Source organism: Kitasatospora sp. NPDC002543 (assembly GCF_053594915.1).
In genome coordinates this window covers 101,809-116,620 of the sequence record NZ_JBSFWR010000008.1, presented here as the reverse complement: position 1 = coordinate 116,620, position 14,812 = coordinate 101,809, and the positions used below count along the sequence as shown (strand labels likewise).

Sequence of the window (14,812 nt, the reverse complement as noted above, 5' to 3'; positions counted from 1 at the left end):
ATCGGATTGAAGGATCCTGTTCAAACGGTTGCGCGGAGGCCAGGGGGTGGACCGACATGTCGTCCCGGCTCCGGACGTTCGCCCGGTGGATCACGGCGCTCGCGGCGGCCGCGTCCTACGCGGCACTGCACCTGCTGGTCAACGTGGGGCTGGGCCGGCAGGTGCACGGGAGCAGGGTGGGGGCGCTGTGGTGCGGGGCGGTCGCCCTGGCCCTGCTCGGGCCCGCCCTGTGGCTGCGGCACCGCCGCCGCGCCGGGGTCGCCGAGATCGTCGCGCTCGTCAACCGGTACGGCACCCGGCCGCCGCGCTGGCGGCGGGCCGTGCGGGTCGCCAACGCCGCCGGCGGCGTCCTGTGCGGGGGCGGATCGATCGCCGTGGCCGTGGCGGAGCAGAGCGACGTGCTCCCGCCGCGGGAGTCGCTCCTGCTGCTGGCCGGCGGCTCGGCGGCCGCCGCGGCGGGCCTGCTGATCCTGCGCCGCACCCGTCCGTACACCGCGCCCGGGGCCGCCCAGGCCCTTCTGCGGGACGGCCGCAGGCCGGTGCTCTACCTGCGCAGCTTCGACGACGACGAGGCCGCCGCCCGGGAGGGGGCCGACCTCCGCACGCGGGAGGTGCAGTTCGCCGCCGCGCTGGGCGCCGTCGGCCCCGTGATCGCGGTGGGACGGCCGGGGGAGACCCTGCCGCTGCTCGGCGCGGCCCGGTTCTACCTGCCGCTCGACGACTGGCAGGGCACCGTGCGCCGGCTGATGGACCTGTCCCAGCTGATCGTGCTGCGCCTCGGGCCGGGGGAGGGGCTGCGCTGGGAGATCGGGGAGGCCCGGGCCACCCAGCCGCCGGCGAAGCTGCTCCTGCTCGCCCCGCGCGGCCTGCCGCAGCTGGTCGGTCAGGTGAACGAGAGCCTCCCCACCCCGCTGCTGCCCCGGGAGATGGTCGCGGGCGGGTACTGGATCGGCGCGGTCATCGCCTTCGACGGCCGCTGGACCCCCCGGGTGTTCCCGGTGAAGGAGCGCACCGAGCCGACGGCCTGGATGGCCTGGTCCGGCCTCTCCTCCTGGCGGACGCCGACGGTGCACCTGGCCCACACCATCCACGCGGCGCTGGCGGCCACCGGGAGGCGGCAGCGGGCGATGGCCTGGCGGGCGCGGCTGGCCACCAGCAGGGCGGACCTGGCGCTGGCGGCGCTGGCCGTCGCGCTGGTCCTGCCGGGGTGGCTCGGGTACCGGATCCTGCAGCTGGCCGGCCGCTGGTGAGGAGCACCGCGGGGGCCCGCCGGCCGGAGTCGGTCGGCGGGCCCCCGCCGGGCCGGCGGGCGGAGCGGGAGCCGTCAGTACGGCCGCACGAGGACGTGCGCCGCGCCGGGGATGCCGACCTTGAGCAGCTCGTCCTCCTCCGGCGTGGTCGCGGTGCCCGTCTCCTGCTTGAGGACGGCCCGTGACAGTGCCTGGACCCACAGGGCGCGCGGGCGGCGGCGCTCCTCCCAGGCGGCGAGCGCGGCGGGGACGGAGTCGGCTCCGTCCAGGCACAGGGCCAGCACGAGGGCGTCCTCGACGGCCATCGCGGCGCCCTGGGCGAGGTGCGGGGTGGAGGCGTGGGCGGCGTCGCCGGCCAGGACGATCCGGCCGACGTGCCACGGCTCCTCGACGGTGACCTGGGAGATCCGCGAGTAGACCACGGCGGCCGGGTCGGTGATCAGCTCCAGGGCCTCGGCGATCGGCCCGCCGAAGCCGGCCAGCCGCTCGCGCAGCTGCTCGTGGGCGCGCTCCGGGTCCGGGCGGAAGTCCTCGGCCTCGGCGAAGACCGATCCCAGGTACATGTGCTCCGCGCTGATGGGGGTGAGCAGCGCCTTGGCCCGGAGGTTGCCGGAGGACATCACCACGCCCTGCACCTCGGGCGAACGCGGCAGCGTGACACGCCAGTTGGCGAAGCCGGTGTACTCGGGGAGGTACCTGTCGCCGTACAGGCGGCGGCGCAGTGGCGAGCCGATTCCGTCGAATCCGACGACCAGGTCGTAGCGGCCGGCGTGCCCGTCGCTCAGGGTGGCGTCGACGCCGTCGGCGTCCTCGGCCAGGGTGTCGACGGTGGTGCCGAAGCGGACGGTGACGCCCGCCTTCGCGGCGGCGTCGGCGAGGACGCGGGCCAGCGCCGGGCGCGGTATGCCGTTGTTGGCGGGGGCGTCGCCCATCCGGGGCTGCGGGATCCGCGCGAGGGTGGTGCCGGCCGGGTCGCAGATGGTCAGCACCTCCCATGCGAAGCCGACGGACAGGCAGTCCTCCAGGACGCCGATCTCGCGCATCACGTGCAGGGCGTTGGAGGGCTGGATGATGCCGACGCCGAGGGCCTCCGGCTGCTCGCGCAGCTCGGCGACGTCGACCTGGTGGCCGCGCTGGGCGAGGGCGGTGGCGAAGGTGAGGCCGCCGATGCCGCCGCCGTTGACGAGGACGCGCAGGGGTCTGGTCATGAGGGGTGCTCCGAAGGGAAGTTCACGGGGTGTCCGGTGTCCGGCCGGGAGCCGGTGCGGCGGGAGTCGGTCCGGCGACGGGCGCGGTGTCCGGCCGGAGTCGGTCCGGCCGGAGCCGGGTCAGCGGGCGGGTGCGGCGGCGAGGTCCATCAGGTGGTCGACCAGGGCGAGCAGCAGGTCCCGTCCGAAGGCGCGTTCGCGCACGTCGCCGAGCAGCATGGGGACCTGCGGGTCGAGGTCGAGGGCGGCCCGGATCTCGTCGGGGGTGCGGGTGTTGGTGTTGTGGAAGCAGTTGATCGCGACCACGAACGGGATGCCCCGGCTCTCGAAGAAGTCGATGGAGGCGAAGCTGGTCTCCAGCCGGCGGGTGTCGGCGATGACGATCCCGCCGAGGGCGCCGTTGACCAGGTCGTTCCACATGAACCAGAAGCGTTCCTGGCCGGGCGTGCCGAACAGGTAGACGACCAGCTCGGGGCTGACCGTGATCCGGCCGAAGTCGAGTGCGACGGTGGTGGTGGTCTTCTGGTCGACGCCGGCCAGGTCGTCGACGCCGACGCTGGCCCGGGTCAGGTACTCCTCGGTGCGCAGCGGGGTGACCTCGCTGACCGAGCCGACCAGGGTGGTCTTGCCCACGCCGAAGCCGCCGGCGATCAGGATCTTGACGGCGGCCGGGGCGGCGGGGGCGTCGATGGCGGAGTGGGGTGTTGCCATGTTCAGAGTCTCCGGAGTCCTTCGCGTACGGCCGTGAGCAGGCCGAGGTCCACGCCCCCGGCGGCCCGGGCCACCGAGAGCGGCGCCCGGGCCTTCAGCAGGCCCTGGGCGACCAGGTCGCCCAGCAGGATCTTGGTGACCGAGACCGGGAGGTCCAGGCCCGCCGACACCTCGGCGACGGCGATCGGGCGCCGACAGAATTCGAGGATCAGCCGGTGCTCGGGCTGGAGGCCGCGAGCACCGGCGCGGCTGCCCCGCGCCAGGGCCGCGTCGGCCTCCTCCTCGACCGTGGTGAGCACGGTGATGAGGGTGAGGTCGTCGCGTTCGGGCGCGGTCCGGCCGCGGGTGATCGTGTACGGGCGCACCATGCTGCCCGTCTCGTCCTCCGCGTCGTCCTCCAGCTCGCTCCAGTGCGGCACCGCGCCGCGTCGCCAGGCGTCGTCCCGGCCGGCCTGCGGGCCGGACCGGGGGCCCGGGGCCGTGTCGGGCCGCGGACCGTCGGCCGGACCGGTGACCGGTCCGGACTGCGGGCCGGCCTGCCGGCCGTCGTCGAGGCCGTCCCCCCAGGCGTCGTTCCCGTACGGTTCCACCCGGGTCAGCCCCGGTTCCTGGCGGCGAAGGCGTCGAAGGAGGCCGGGGCGGCGGGCGCGCCGGGGACGTCCTCGCCGCGGGCCGGGGTGGTGAGCTTCTGGCCGACCTGCTGCACCAGGGTGTGCATCGCGACGGACATCACCTCGGCGTCCACCTCCTGGGAGGCGACCACGGCCAGGTGGGTGCCCTTCGCGGCGGCGATGATGAACAGCCAGCACTCGGCGAGCTCGACGATCACCTGGTGCACCGGGCCGCCGTCGAACAGCGCGCCGACCCCGCGGGCCAGGCTCTGCTGGCCGGTGGCGACGGCGGCCAGGCGCTCGGCGTCGGCCCGCTCGATGGTGCGGGAGTGGCTGACCACGAGGCCGTCGTCGGACAGCAGGACGGCGTTCCTGGTCCCGGGCACGGAATCGACGAGTCCGTCCAGCAGCCAGTCCAGGTCCTGGTGGGTGGCGATCGTTCGGTTCATCACTGGTCATCCGTTCGTGTGGTTCGGGAGTCCGCGGCCGGAAGGGCCCAGGGAGACGGGTCGGGCGCGGGGTCCGCGGGGCCGGCGGGGGTGGGGGAGGGGCCCGGCGGGGCGGTGGGCAGCGGGTGCTCGCCGCTGTCCTGGGCCCGGGCGGCGCGGGACTGGCGCTGGAAGGCGCCGATCGCCGCCCCCGAGCGCCGCACCGGGCGCTCGGTCCGCTCGAACGGGCCCGCGGGCGTGGTGTCCTCGGCGGGCCGCTCGACCCACTGCGGCTGGGCCGGCGGGGGGACCCGCAGCTCGGCCGCCAGGCTGGCCTGCCGGACGCGTTGCGGCAACGGGGCCTGGCTGCCCTCGGCCGGGCTGAACGGCACCGAGGTCCGGTACTCGCGGCGTCGGCGCCGCTCGGCCAGCCGGTAGTGGTCGGCCGGGCGGTACTGCTCGTCGGCGTACGGCGCCTCGGCCTCGGTGACCCGCGCGTAGGCGATGTCCGGGTAGGCCGGGGTGCCCTGGGCGGGCGCCGGGTCGGCCGGGGAGCTGTGTTCGATCGGCTGCTCCGGCTGGAAGGGCTGCTGGGCGGCCGGGAAGGGCTGCTCCACCCCGTAGGACGGCTGCGGGCCGTACGATGGTTCAGCGCCCTGGGGCGGCTGCTCGCCGAAGGGCTGTTCGCCGAAGGGCTGCCCGGTCGGGTACGCCTGCCCGGCCGGGTCGGCCGGGTACGGCTGCCCGGTCGGGTACGCCTGCTCCGGCTGGTGGGCCGGCTCCGCCGGGAACGGCAGCGGCGGCACCGGGACGTCCTGGAGCGTGGCCTCCGGCCCTTCGGCCGCCCCTGCGTCCGCCGAGGGCAGCCGCAGCGGCGTCCGGACCGGCAGCGGCGTCGGAGCGGGCTCCGGCTCCGGGAACGGCAGCGGAACGGGTGCGGCCCGCGGGGCGAAGTCGCCCTGGGTGAAGGCGTCCACCGGGGCGACCGGCGGGCCGGCCGGCGCCTGGGCGAGCGCCTCGTCGGAGGCCGAGCGCACGGCCCGGCGGGAGCGGCGCACCAGCGGGATCGGCTCGGTGGCCGTGCCGCCGCCGCCCGGCAGCCCGGTGTCGCCCTCCAGGACCAGCTCGTCCGGGACGAGCACGACGGCCCGGGTGCCGCCGAAGGCGGACGGGCGGAACTCGATCCGCAGCCCGTGCAGGGCGGCCAGCCGGGAGACCACGTGGAAGCCGAGGCGGATGTCGTCGGCCCGGGCCAGCACGTCGGTGCGCGGCGGGCGGCTCATCAGCTCGTTGGCGGCGTCGTACTGTTCCGGGTCCATGCCGAGGCCCCGGTCCTCGATCTCGATCGCGAGCCCGCGGCCGACCACGGCGGCGCGCACCTCGACCGGCGTGGGCGGCTTGGAGAAGGTGGTGGCGTTCTCCATCAGCTCGGCGAGCACGTGCGCGACCGGGCCGACGGCCCGCTCGGACAGCCACGGGTCGCCTTCGATGTCGATCGAGATCCGGCGGTAGTCCTGCACCTCGCCCTGCGCGGCGCGCAGCACGTCCAGCAGCGGGACGGGCTTGCGCCAGCGCCGCTGCGGCTGGCCGCCGGCCATGATGACGAGGTTCTCCTCGTAGCGGCGCAGACGGGCGGTGAGGTGGTCGAGGTCGAAGAGGCCCTCCAGGACCTCCGGGTCGTCGTGCTTGCGCTCCAGCTCGTCCAGCTTGCGCAGCTGGCGGCCGATCAGCAGCTGGGTGCGGCGGGCGATGCGCTGCAGCAGCCGCTCGAAGCCGCGGTGCTGCTCGGCCTGGCCGACGGCGGACTCCAGGGCGGCGGAGCGGGCCAGGTTGAGCGCCTGGCCGAGCCGGGCCAGCTCGTCGGTGCCGCCGCCGTGCCGGCCGGCGGTGATGGTGCGGGTCTCGGCCTCGACGTCCACCTGCTCGCCGCGGCCCAGGCGCTCGACCACCTCGGGCAGGGTGCGCCGCATCTCCTCGGCCTGGGTGTGCAGGTCCTTGATGCGGCGGCGCAGCGAGCGGCTGAGCCGCCAGGAGGCGATGACGACCGCGACGACCGTGATCAGGCCGATGACGGTGGTCAGCACCACGCGGGTGAGCATGCCGAGGATGGCGCCCTTGGCGACCTCGATGATGCCGTTGGTGCGGTCCTCGATCGCCTTGACCAGCGGCGGGTTGAGCCCGTCGAGGGCCTGGCGCCACTGCTCCTGGGTGGCCGGGATCTTGACGGTGCCGTTGGCGTCGGCGGCGGTGGGCTTGAGCAGCGCCTGCTCGACGGCGGCCTTGCCCTGCCAGGCCGAGCTGTTGACCAGCTCCTGCCAGGCCGGTGCCTCGCCGTCCGGGATGTACGGCAGGACCTGCACGTTGAGCAGGTGGTCCTGGGCGCCGATCAGCTGCTGGACCTGCTGGTAGTCGGTGGCCGACAGCCGCCCGGTGGGCCAGCCGCGGGCCAGGACGGCGTCCTCGCGGGAGAGCATCTCCTTGGCCCAGAAGGAGTTGACCAGGGTCTTGGACAGCCAGGTGACCTCACCGGTGTCGACCCGGCTGAGCGCGGTGAACAGCCGCAGGTCGACGCTGATCAGGTCGGTGTAGTAGGTGAAGACGCTCTGCTGGTCGGTGGTGCCGCGGTCGACGGCGGCCCGCTGCTCGGCCAGCTTGCCCATGGCCTGGCGGGCCTCGACGACGGCCGTGCGGATCTCGGCCGGGGCGCTGTCGGCGGTCTCCCCGGAGAGGGTCTGGAACTGGCGGACGGCGTCGTCGGTCAGCTGGCGCTGGTGGCGCAGCTGGTCGGTGTTGGCACCGGGCCGGGCGAGCGCCTCGGCGCTGAGCCGACGCTCCTCCTGGAGGTTGTAGTAGACGATGTTGGACGGCTGGCCGGCCTTCTGGGCGATGGTGGCCTGGTCGGCCAGTCGCTGGAAGTCGGCGATGGTCTCGCCACTGGTCACGGCCCAGAGGGCGACCAGGGCGATGCTGGGGACGACGGCCAGGACGAGCAGCGCCGTCCGCAGGGACAGGCGTGGACGCCTGCGGGGGCCCTTCGGCGTCGGGGGTCGCCGATTCGCACGCGCGCGCAGAGCTGACTCCTTGGGGCTGGCGGGCCGGCCGGTGAGGGGGCGGGCCGTCCGGGGCACGGGTTTTTGACGAAGCGATACTAGTCATATCGTGTGATTGGAGTGAAAACCCGTTCGCCGCCTGGGCCGCGCTTGCGCACGCGGTGGACACAATGTCATTCAACCGTTGACCGTATGTATGCGGAGCAGGCGGTTCCGGGCTCGCCCGACACAGTGTCCACGAGTCGCCCGGCCGACGGATGTCCGGGGTGTGAAAACTGTGTGATGCCTCGCCGGGGGCCGGTTTCAGGGCGTCAGCAGGCGTGACCGGGTGGCCTCCAGCTCCTCCGTCAGCACCCGTCCGGCCGTCTCCGGATCGCCGTCGCGCAGCGCCCGGACGAGGTTCGCGTGCGCGTCGTAGCCGTGGCCCGGGTCCTCCGTGCGCAGCCCGAACAGGCCCACCAGGGCGACCAGTTGCTCGCGCAGAACCGGGGCGAACTGGGCGAAGAGGTCATCCAGGACGGGATTGTGCGCGGCCGCCACCACGGCGGTGTGCAGCGCGATGTCGGCCTCCACGAAGACCGTGTCGTCCGCCCCGCCCGCCGCCCGGCGGGCCGCGAGCGCGGCGTCCAGCGCGGCGAGGTCCGCCTCGGTGCGGCGGGCGGCCGCCAGCCGGGCCGCCTGCACCTCGACCACCGTCCGCACCTCGTAGACGTGGGCCAGCTCGGCGCGGCGCAGCCGGGCGGCCCAGTCCCCGGTGGGCCGGTCGGCGGTGACGAACACCCCGGAGCCCTGGCGGCTCTGCACCATTCCGGCCGCCGCGAGGGTGCGCAGCGCCTCCCGGACGGTCGAGCGTCCGACGCCCAGCTCCGCCGCGAGCGCCACCTCGCCCGGCAGCTTCCCGCCCACCGGCCACCCGCCGCTCCGGATCCGCTCCTCCAGCAGTGCGGCGGCCTGTTCGGCGAGCGGGGAGGGGCGGAGCACGGCCATCGGGTTCACCTGTCGGGTTGTCTGAGGACTTGGTCGTGGTTAGTCTACCCGGCATGCAGCCATGGACGCTTCCCGTGGGAGGCCTTCTTCTCGGCGGCCGCAGCGGGGCGTGACCGGACCGGCACCCCGCTGCGGGGCGCCGCCCTGCCGGTCTCCGGAACCCGTCGACGAGGACCGCCCATGCGATCGCCCGTACGCTTCCCGACCACCCTGCACACCCCCGCCGGGCCCGTCCCGGCCTCCGCCCCCGCCTGGAATCCCCAGCGCGGCGGCGCCATGCCCTCCCACCGCTACCGCCCCGCCCACGAGCGGGTGCACGTGCCCGCCCTGCTGCGCCGCTGGCCCGGCCGGCGGATCGAACGGGCGCCGCTGTGGGTGCCCGTCGACCTGCGCGACGGCAACCAGGCCCTGGCCGAGCCGATGGACCCGGCGCGCAAGCAACGGATGTTCGACCTGTTCCTGGCCATGGGCTTCAAGGAGATCGAGGTCGGCTACCCCTCCGCCAGCCGCACTGACTTCGACTTCGTCCGCCGACTGGCCACCACCCCCGGGGCCGTCCCCGAGGACGTCACCGTGGTGGTCTTCACCGCGGCCCGGGCCGACCTGATCGAGCGCACCTTCGAGGCCGTCGCGGGCCTGCCCCGGGTGGTCGTCCACCTCTACACCGCGACCGCGCCGCAGTGGCGGGACGTGGTCCTCGGCAAGGAGCGCGCCGAGCTGCGGGCGCTGATCACCGAGGCCGCGACGCTGATGGCCCGGCTCGGGCGGGGCCGGGACGGCCTGCGCTTCCAGTTCTCGCCCGAGGTGTTCAACCTGACCGAGCCGGACTACGTGCTGGAGGTGTGCAACGGCCTGACCCGGCTCTGGGACGCGAGCCCCGAGCGGCCCGTCGTCCACAACCTGCCGGCCACCGTCGAGATCGCCACCCCCAACGTGTACGCCGACCAGATCGAGTACATGGACCGCCACCTGGAACGGCGCGAGGCGGTCGTCCTCTCCGTCCACCCGCACAACGACCGCGGCACCGGTGTCGCCTGCGCGGAACTCGCCGTCCTCGCCGGTGCCCAACGGGTCGAGGGCTGCCTGTTCGGCAACGGCGAGCGGACCGGCAACGTCGACCTGGTGACCCTGGCGCTCAACCTGCACACCCAGGGCGTCGACCCGATGCTGGACCTCTCCGACATCGACGGGATCCGGCGCACCGTCGAGCACTGCAACCGGCTGCCCGTCCACGAACGGCACCCGTACGCCGGGGACCTGGTGCACACCGCCTTCTCCGGCACCCACCAGGACGCCATCCGCAAGGGCCTCGCCCGGCACGCCGAGACCGCCGCCCGGCTCGGCGTCCCGGAGCGGGAGGCGCCCTGGACGGTGCCGTACCTGCCGATCGACCCGGCCGACCTGGGCCGGGGCTACGAGGCGGTGATCCGGGTCAACAGCCAGTCGGGCAAGGGCGGCATCGCCCACCTGCTGCAGACCGGGGAGGGACTGGAACTGCCCCGGCGGCTGCAGATCGAGTTCGCGCGGGTGGTGCAGGAGGCCACCGACGACAGCGGGCGGGAGATGACCGCGGCCGAGCTGTACGGACTGTTCCGGGCCGAGTACCTGGACGCGGGCGGCGACCGGCGGTGGCGGGTCGGCGACGACTGGGCCGAGGTGGACGGCCGCCGGGGCAGCGGCGCCGGGCCGCTGGACGCGGTCGCCGACGCCGTGGGAGCGGAGATCCTCTCCTTCAGCGAGCACGCGGTGGGCCCCGGACGGGACGCGGTCGCCTACGTGGAGGCGCGGGTCGGCGGCGCCGGCCCGGTGTGGGGCGTCGGACGGGACGCCTCCGTGCTCACCGCCGGCGTACGGGCGGTGCTGAGCGCCCTCGGGCGCGCCCCCGGGTCCCCGGCCCGGATGTCCGGAGCGGGGGCCGGAGCCGGAAAACCGGCACCGGAGCCCCGGACGCGGAAGGCATGATGGGCCGATGAACTCCTCCCTCCCCACCCGCAGTCAGGCCGTCGCCGAGGCGCTGGCGGCAGCCGGCGTCCCGGGCGAGATCCGCGTCCTGCCCGACTCCGCCCGCACCGCCGCCGAGGCCGCCGCAGCACTCGGCTGCGAGGTCGGCGCCATCGCGAACAGCCTGGTGTTCATCTGTGACGGAGCGCCCCTGCTGGTGATGACCAGCGGCGCCCACCGCGTCGACACCGCCCACCTGGCACGGCAGTTGGGCACCGGCCCGATCGAACGCGCCACCGCCGCCCAGGTCCGCGAGGCCACCGGCCAGGCCATCGGCGGCGTCGCCCCGACCGGCCACCCGGCCAGGCTGCGCACCGTCGTCGACACGGCACTCGAGGCGTACGAGGTGCTCTGGGCCGCCGCCGGACACCCCCACACCGTCGTGCCGATGACCTACCGGGAGTTGCTGAACGTGACGAGCGGCGCACCCTCCACGGTGACGGACGAGTAGTCGCGAAGTCCGACCCGCTCCGAAGCTGCGAACACGCTCGGTGGGCGGATACTGGAGGAGTGGGGCGAACCGGACCGGGCGTCGCCGACAGGCCACCGGAACGGTGCGACCACGGGCAACGGCCTCCGGGTCCCGCGACCACGCCACCGGCGCAGGTCGCGACGGGCACACGGAGTGCCGACGCGACAACAGAGAGAAGCCGTGATGAGTTACTTCGGCCGTCGAGGAGACAGGGACCGTGGTTACGGGCGCGACCGTGACCGGGGCCGTGGCCGCAACCGCCGTGGACACCACCGTCGTCGTTTCGGCATGTGGTGACGGTGATATCCAGGACTGCGCACGGCAGTCCCGACTAGTGCCATCACAGGGGTCGGCGGTGCCACCGCCGGCCCCTCACCCTGGGGTCGTCACCGCCGCCGCACGGAGGGTGACGCATCGCCACTCCGGCACGGCGGGCCCGGGCCCCGAAGCGTCGCTCCCGGACCCCGGAACGACGTCCCCGAGAACAACGGGTCGTGGCCATGCGCGATGTGACGCCCCCGGGCGACCGGGCGGCGGACGAGAACGACGACCAGGGGCCGGTGCCGGACCCGCCCGTCGTCCCGCTGCGGGAACTGGTCCGCCGGTTCTGGCCCTGGGTCCGCCCCGACGCGCGCTGGCTCCCGGTGAGCGCGGTCCTGCTCGTGCTCGGAGCCTTCGGCGAGGTCGTCTCCGTCTGGCTGTTCAAGGACCTGATCGACGACGTCCTCGTCCCCCGGCGCTTCGCCGACTTCTGGCCGCTCGCCGCCCTCATGCTCGGCGCGTCCGTCGCCGCCGCGCTCCTCACCTTCGCCGGCACCTACACCAGCACCAGGACCGCCGAGCGCTACATGCTGCGGCTGCGCACCGACACCCTCGCCCACCTGCACACCCTGCCCCCCGACACCCTGGAGGCCCGCTGGCGCGGCGACCTGGTGGCCCGGCTGACCTTCGACATCGCCGAGATCGAGCAGATGGTGGCCAGCGGGCTGGTCGAGGGCGCGGTCGCCGCGGTCAGCCTGCTGCTGTTCACCGGGGCCGCCTTCTACCTGAGCTGGCCGCTCACCCTGGCCGCGCTGCTCGCCGCCCCGCTGTTCGTCCTCTCCACCAGCCTGTTCGGGCGCCGCATCCGGCGCCGGGAACGGCAGGTCCAGCGCCGTGCGGGCGGGGTCACCGCGCTGCTGGAGGAATCCCTGCGCAACGCCACCGTCGCCCGGACCTGCGGCCAGGAGAGCCGTGAGGTCGAACGGGTCCACCGGGAGGGCAAGGCCCTGCTCGACGCCGAACTCTCCGCCGCCCGGGTCGCCGACCTCTACCAGCCCTTCCTCGGAGTCCTGCAACTGCTGGCCGGGCTCGCCGTGGTGGGCGTCGGCGCGCTGGAAGTCATCCACGGGCGGCTCAGCCTCGGCGGCCTGCTCGCCTTCGCCGCCTTCATGGCCCAGCTGTTCGAGCCCGCCCAACAGCTCGCCGCCCTCGTCCCGCTGGCCGGAACGGCCTGCGCCTCCGGCGAACGCGTCCTGGAACTGCACGACCTCACCAGCCCGGTGCCCGAGCGCCCCACCGCTCGGGACACCGGCCCGGTCCGCGGCCGGATCACCCTCCAGGGCGTGCGCGCCGGCTACCCGGGCGCCACCGGAACCCGCGGGCCGCCCGTCCTCGCAGACCTGGACCTCGACCTGCGTCCCGGCGAGACCCTCGCCGTCCTCGGGCCCAGCGGCAGCGGCAAGTCCACCCTCGCCAAGCTCCTCGTCCGCTTCCTCGACCCCCAGGCGGGCACCGTCCGCCTCGACGGGCAGGACCTGCGCGACCTCACCCTCGCCTCACTGCGCCGGGCGGTCACGCTGCTGCCCCAGCAGGCCCCGCTGTTCCACGCCACCATCGCCGACAACATCGCCTACGGCCGCCCCGACGCCCCACCCGCCGACATCGAACGCGCCGCCCGCAACGCCGGCGCCCACGACTTCGTCACCGCGCTCCCGGACGGCTACCGCACGGTGATCGGCGCCGACGGCTTCCAGCTCTCCGGCGGCCAGAGCCGGCGCGTCGCCATCGCCCGCGCCTTCCTGCGCGACACCCCCGTCCTGGTCCTGGACGAACCCACCAGCGGCCTGGACCCGCACACCGTCGAGCAACTCGTCCCCGCGCTGCGCCGCCTGATGGCCGGGCGCACCACCCTGCTGATCACCCACGACCCGGCCTTCCTGCCGCTCGCCGACCACGTCCTCACCCTCGGGCCGGGCAACGCCGCCGGCCGGGACGGCGGAGCGGCGGCCGGCTACGCGCCGAGGTAGTGCACGACGGCCAGGATGCGGCGGTTGTGGTCGGTGGTGCGGGGCAGGTCCAGCTTGTCGAAGACGGCGTTGAGGTTCTTCTCCACCGCGCTCCGCGAGATGTGCAGCCGCTGCGCGATCGCGGCGTTGGTCCAGCCCTGGGCGAGCGCCTCCAGGACGCCGCGCTCGCGCGGGGTGAGCCGGGCCAGCGGGTCGGTGCGGGTGGTGCGCACCACCAGCCGGCGCACCACCTCCGGGTCGATCACCGCCCCGCCCGCCGCGATCCGCACCAGGGCGTCCAGGAACTCCTCGACCTCGGCCACCCGGTCCTTCAGCAGGTAGCCGATCCGCTCCGCGCCCGAGTCCAACAGCCGGGCCGCGTAACCGCGTTCGATGTGCTGGGAGAGCACCAGGACCCCGACGTCCGGCCACCGCTCGCGGATCTCCACCGCCGCCCGCAGCCCCTCGTCGGTGTGGGTCGGCGGCATCCGGATGTCCACCACCACGACGTCCGGCGGCTGCGCCGCCACCGCGGCCGTCAGCGCCGCCGCGTCACCGACCGCGGCCAGCACCTCGTGCCCCTCCTCGGCGAGCAGGCGGACCAGGCCCTCCCGCAGCAGGGTCGAGTCCTCGGCGAGGGTCACGCGCATGGCAGCTCCGCGGTGATGACGGTCGGGCCCCCGGCGGGGCTGTGGACGTGGAGGGTACCGTCCAGCGCGGCCACCCGCCCGCGCAGGCCGGTCAGGCCGCTGCCCGCCGGGTCCGCACCACCGCCGCCGTCGTCCTCGACCCGCACCGTGAGCACGGTGCCGGCCTGCTCGACCAGGGCCGAGACCGCCGAGGCGCCGGAGTGCTTGGCGGCGTTGGTGACGCACTCCGACACCACGAAGTAGGCGGCGGTCCGGACGGGTTCGGGCAGCGGGCCGGCCACCGCGTAGCGCAGCCGCAGCGGGACGGCGCAGCGCTCGGCCACCCCGCCCAGCGCCTCCTCCAGCCCCAGGGTGTCCAGCGCCGACGGGTACGCCCGCCAGGCCACCTCGCGCAGCTCCGTCAGCAGGTCCCGCGCCTCCCGGTGCGCCTGGCGCAGCAGGGCCTCCGTCCGCTCCGGGTCCTGACGGCGGTCCAGCCCGCGCCGCGCCCGGCCCAGCAGCATCGCCAGCGCCACCACCCGCTGCTGCACCCCGTCGTGCAGGTCCCGCTCGATCCGCCGTCGCTCGGTGTCCACCGCCCGCACCACCGCGGCCCGGCTGTCGGCGAGTTCGGCGATCCGGTGGCGCAGCAGCTCCGCCTCGGACGGCCCGAAGCACTCCCGGGCCGTCCGGGCGTCCAGCGCGGCCAGCGAGAACAGGCCCTGAACGGCGAGGAACAGCAGCACCCCGCCGAGCAGCACCTGGGTCGCCAGTTCCTCCCAGCCCAGCGAGCCGCGCAGCACCCCGCCGACCAGCAGCACGGCCAGCGCCAGCCCGAAGACCAGCAGCCCCAGCACCACCCCGGCGACCAGCCCGCCGCCGCTGCGCACCAGCAGGTAGCGCAGCAGTCTGCGGTCGTCCGCCCGGTAGTGGCGGGGGAAGCGGTCGCCGAAGAACGCGCGGCGCCGGGCCCGTTCCAGGGCGGCCAGCCGGCGCACCCCGGACAGCAGGCTCGGCGCCGCGTACGGGCGGGTGCGCGGCCAGAGCAGGAACGGGCCCAGGACGGCGGTCGCGAGGAGCAGGTACAGGGCGGCGAGCGCGGCGCTCGGGCAGCCGAGCAGAACTCCGGCGGCACGGCGCGGCCATGACGCGGTGTCCGTTCCCCTTCCCTGCACGGGGTCCGAGCTTACGGGGCCGG

At 75.0% G+C, this 14,812-nt stretch carries 12 protein-coding genes; 4 read left to right on the top strand and 8 right to left on the bottom strand.

Translation table 11 applies throughout. The features are described 5' to 3' along the window. The first annotated feature begins 56 nt into the window (after nt 1–56). Nucleotides 57–1,250, top strand: a complete 1,194-nt coding sequence (locus ACWD4P_RS06125; RefSeq protein WP_449778727.1) for a transferase — start codon at nt 57–59, stop codon at nt 1,248–1,250. Nucleotides 1,251–1,324: 74 nt separating this feature from the next. On the opposite strand, the gene ACWD4P_RS06120 is transcribed toward ACWD4P_RS06125, so the two are convergent. The 6 genes from ACWD4P_RS06120 to ACWD4P_RS06095 all read right to left on the bottom strand — a co-directional run bounded on the left by ACWD4P_RS06120 (nt 1,325) and on the right by ACWD4P_RS06095 (nt 8,245). Next, a complete protein-coding gene (locus ACWD4P_RS06120; RefSeq protein ID WP_449778726.1) occupies nt 1,325–2,458 on the bottom strand; it encodes an FAD-dependent monooxygenase in 1,134 nt (377 codons plus the stop codon). A 120-nt stretch (nt 2,459–2,578) separates the two neighbouring features. Further along, nucleotides 2,579–3,169, bottom strand: a complete 591-nt coding sequence (locus ACWD4P_RS06115) for a GTP-binding protein (RefSeq protein WP_359830281.1) — start codon at nt 3,167–3,169, stop codon at nt 2,579–2,581. 2 nt (nt 3,170–3,171) lie between these two features. After that, nucleotides 3,172–3,759, bottom strand: a complete 588-nt coding sequence (locus ACWD4P_RS06110; RefSeq protein ID WP_449778725.1) for a DUF742 domain-containing protein — start codon at nt 3,757–3,759, stop codon at nt 3,172–3,174. 5 nt (nt 3,760–3,764) lie between these two features. Continuing rightward, nucleotides 3,765–4,229 carry a roadblock/LC7 domain-containing protein gene (locus ACWD4P_RS06105; RefSeq protein WP_359830279.1) on the bottom strand — a complete coding sequence of 155 codons (465 nt, stop codon included), beginning with the start codon at nt 4,227–4,229 and terminating at the stop codon, nt 3,765–3,767. Then, nucleotides 4,229–7,150, bottom strand: coding sequence for a nitrate- and nitrite sensing domain-containing protein (locus tag ACWD4P_RS06100; protein WP_449778724.1), 2,922 nt, complete (start codon nt 7,148–7,150; stop codon nt 4,229–4,231). Before ACWD4P_RS06100 ends, ACWD4P_RS06105 begins: the two co-directional genes overlap by 1 nt. A gap of 411 nt (nt 7,151–7,561) precedes the next feature. Beyond that, complete coding sequence (locus tag ACWD4P_RS06095) at nt 7,562–8,245, bottom strand: FadR/GntR family transcriptional regulator (RefSeq protein WP_449778723.1); 684 nt, start codon at nt 8,243–8,245, stop codon at nt 7,562–7,564. A 180-nt stretch (nt 8,246–8,425) separates the two neighbouring features. On the opposite strand from ACWD4P_RS06095, the gene ACWD4P_RS06090 reads away from it, so the two are divergent. The 3 genes from ACWD4P_RS06090 (at nt 8,426) to ACWD4P_RS06080 (ending at nt 13,006) form a co-directional block, all read left to right on the top strand. Next, on the top strand, nt 8,426–10,207 hold the full coding sequence (locus tag ACWD4P_RS06090) for a 2-isopropylmalate synthase (protein ID WP_359829523.1): 1,782 nt from the start codon (nt 8,426–8,428) through the stop codon (nt 10,205–10,207). Nucleotides 10,208–10,214: 7 nt separating this feature from the next. Continuing rightward, a complete protein-coding gene (locus ACWD4P_RS06085; protein WP_359829522.1) occupies nt 10,215–10,697 on the top strand; it encodes a YbaK/EbsC family protein in 483 nt (160 codons plus the stop codon). Nucleotides 10,698–11,218: 521 nt separating this feature from the next. Then, a complete protein-coding gene (locus ACWD4P_RS06080; RefSeq protein ID WP_449778753.1) occupies nt 11,219–13,006 on the top strand; it encodes an ABC transporter ATP-binding protein in 1,788 nt (595 codons plus the stop codon). On the opposite strand, the gene ACWD4P_RS06075 is transcribed toward ACWD4P_RS06080, so the two are convergent. Together ACWD4P_RS06075 and ACWD4P_RS06070 are read right to left on the bottom strand one after the other, a co-directional pair. Next, nucleotides 12,991–13,635: a response regulator transcription factor gene (locus ACWD4P_RS06075; RefSeq protein ID WP_449778722.1), complete on the bottom strand. Its 645-nt coding sequence runs from the start codon at nt 13,633–13,635 to the stop codon at nt 12,991–12,993. The two genes, ACWD4P_RS06080 and ACWD4P_RS06075, sit on opposite strands and share 16 nt — an antisense overlap. Continuing rightward, entirely contained in the window at nt 13,626–14,789 is a 1,164-nt protein-coding gene (locus ACWD4P_RS06070; protein ID WP_449778721.1) for a sensor histidine kinase, read from the bottom strand. Before ACWD4P_RS06070 ends, ACWD4P_RS06075 begins: the two co-directional genes overlap by 10 nt. Nucleotides 14,790–14,812: the final 23 nt, after the last annotated feature.

Coding starts and splice junctions, on each gene's coding strand:
- ACWD4P_RS06080 (WP_449778753.1), top strand. CDS start 11,219: ATGCGCGATGTGACGCCCCCGGGCGACCGGGCGGCGGACGAGAACGAC.
- ACWD4P_RS06095 (WP_449778723.1), bottom strand. CDS start 8,245: ATGGCCGTGCTCCGCCCCTCCCCGCTCGCCGAACAGGCCGCCGCACTG.
- ACWD4P_RS06120 (WP_449778726.1), bottom strand. CDS start 2,458: ATGACCAGACCCCTGCGCGTCCTCGTCAACGGCGGCGGCATCGGCGGC.
- ACWD4P_RS06125 (WP_449778727.1), top strand. CDS start 57: ATGTCGTCCCGGCTCCGGACGTTCGCCCGGTGGATCACGGCGCTCGCG.
- ACWD4P_RS06075 (WP_449778722.1), bottom strand. CDS start 13,635: ATGCGCGTGACCCTCGCCGAGGACTCGACCCTGCTGCGGGAGGGCCTG.
- ACWD4P_RS06115 (WP_359830281.1), bottom strand. CDS start 3,169: ATGGCAACACCCCACTCCGCCATCGACGCCCCCGCCGCCCCGGCCGCC.
- ACWD4P_RS06090 (WP_359829523.1), top strand. CDS start 8,426: ATGCGATCGCCCGTACGCTTCCCGACCACCCTGCACACCCCCGCCGGG.
- ACWD4P_RS06105 (WP_359830279.1), bottom strand. CDS start 4,229: ATGAACCGAACGATCGCCACCCACCAGGACCTGGACTGGCTGCTGGAC.
- ACWD4P_RS06085 (WP_359829522.1), top strand. CDS start 10,215: ATGAACTCCTCCCTCCCCACCCGCAGTCAGGCCGTCGCCGAGGCGCTG.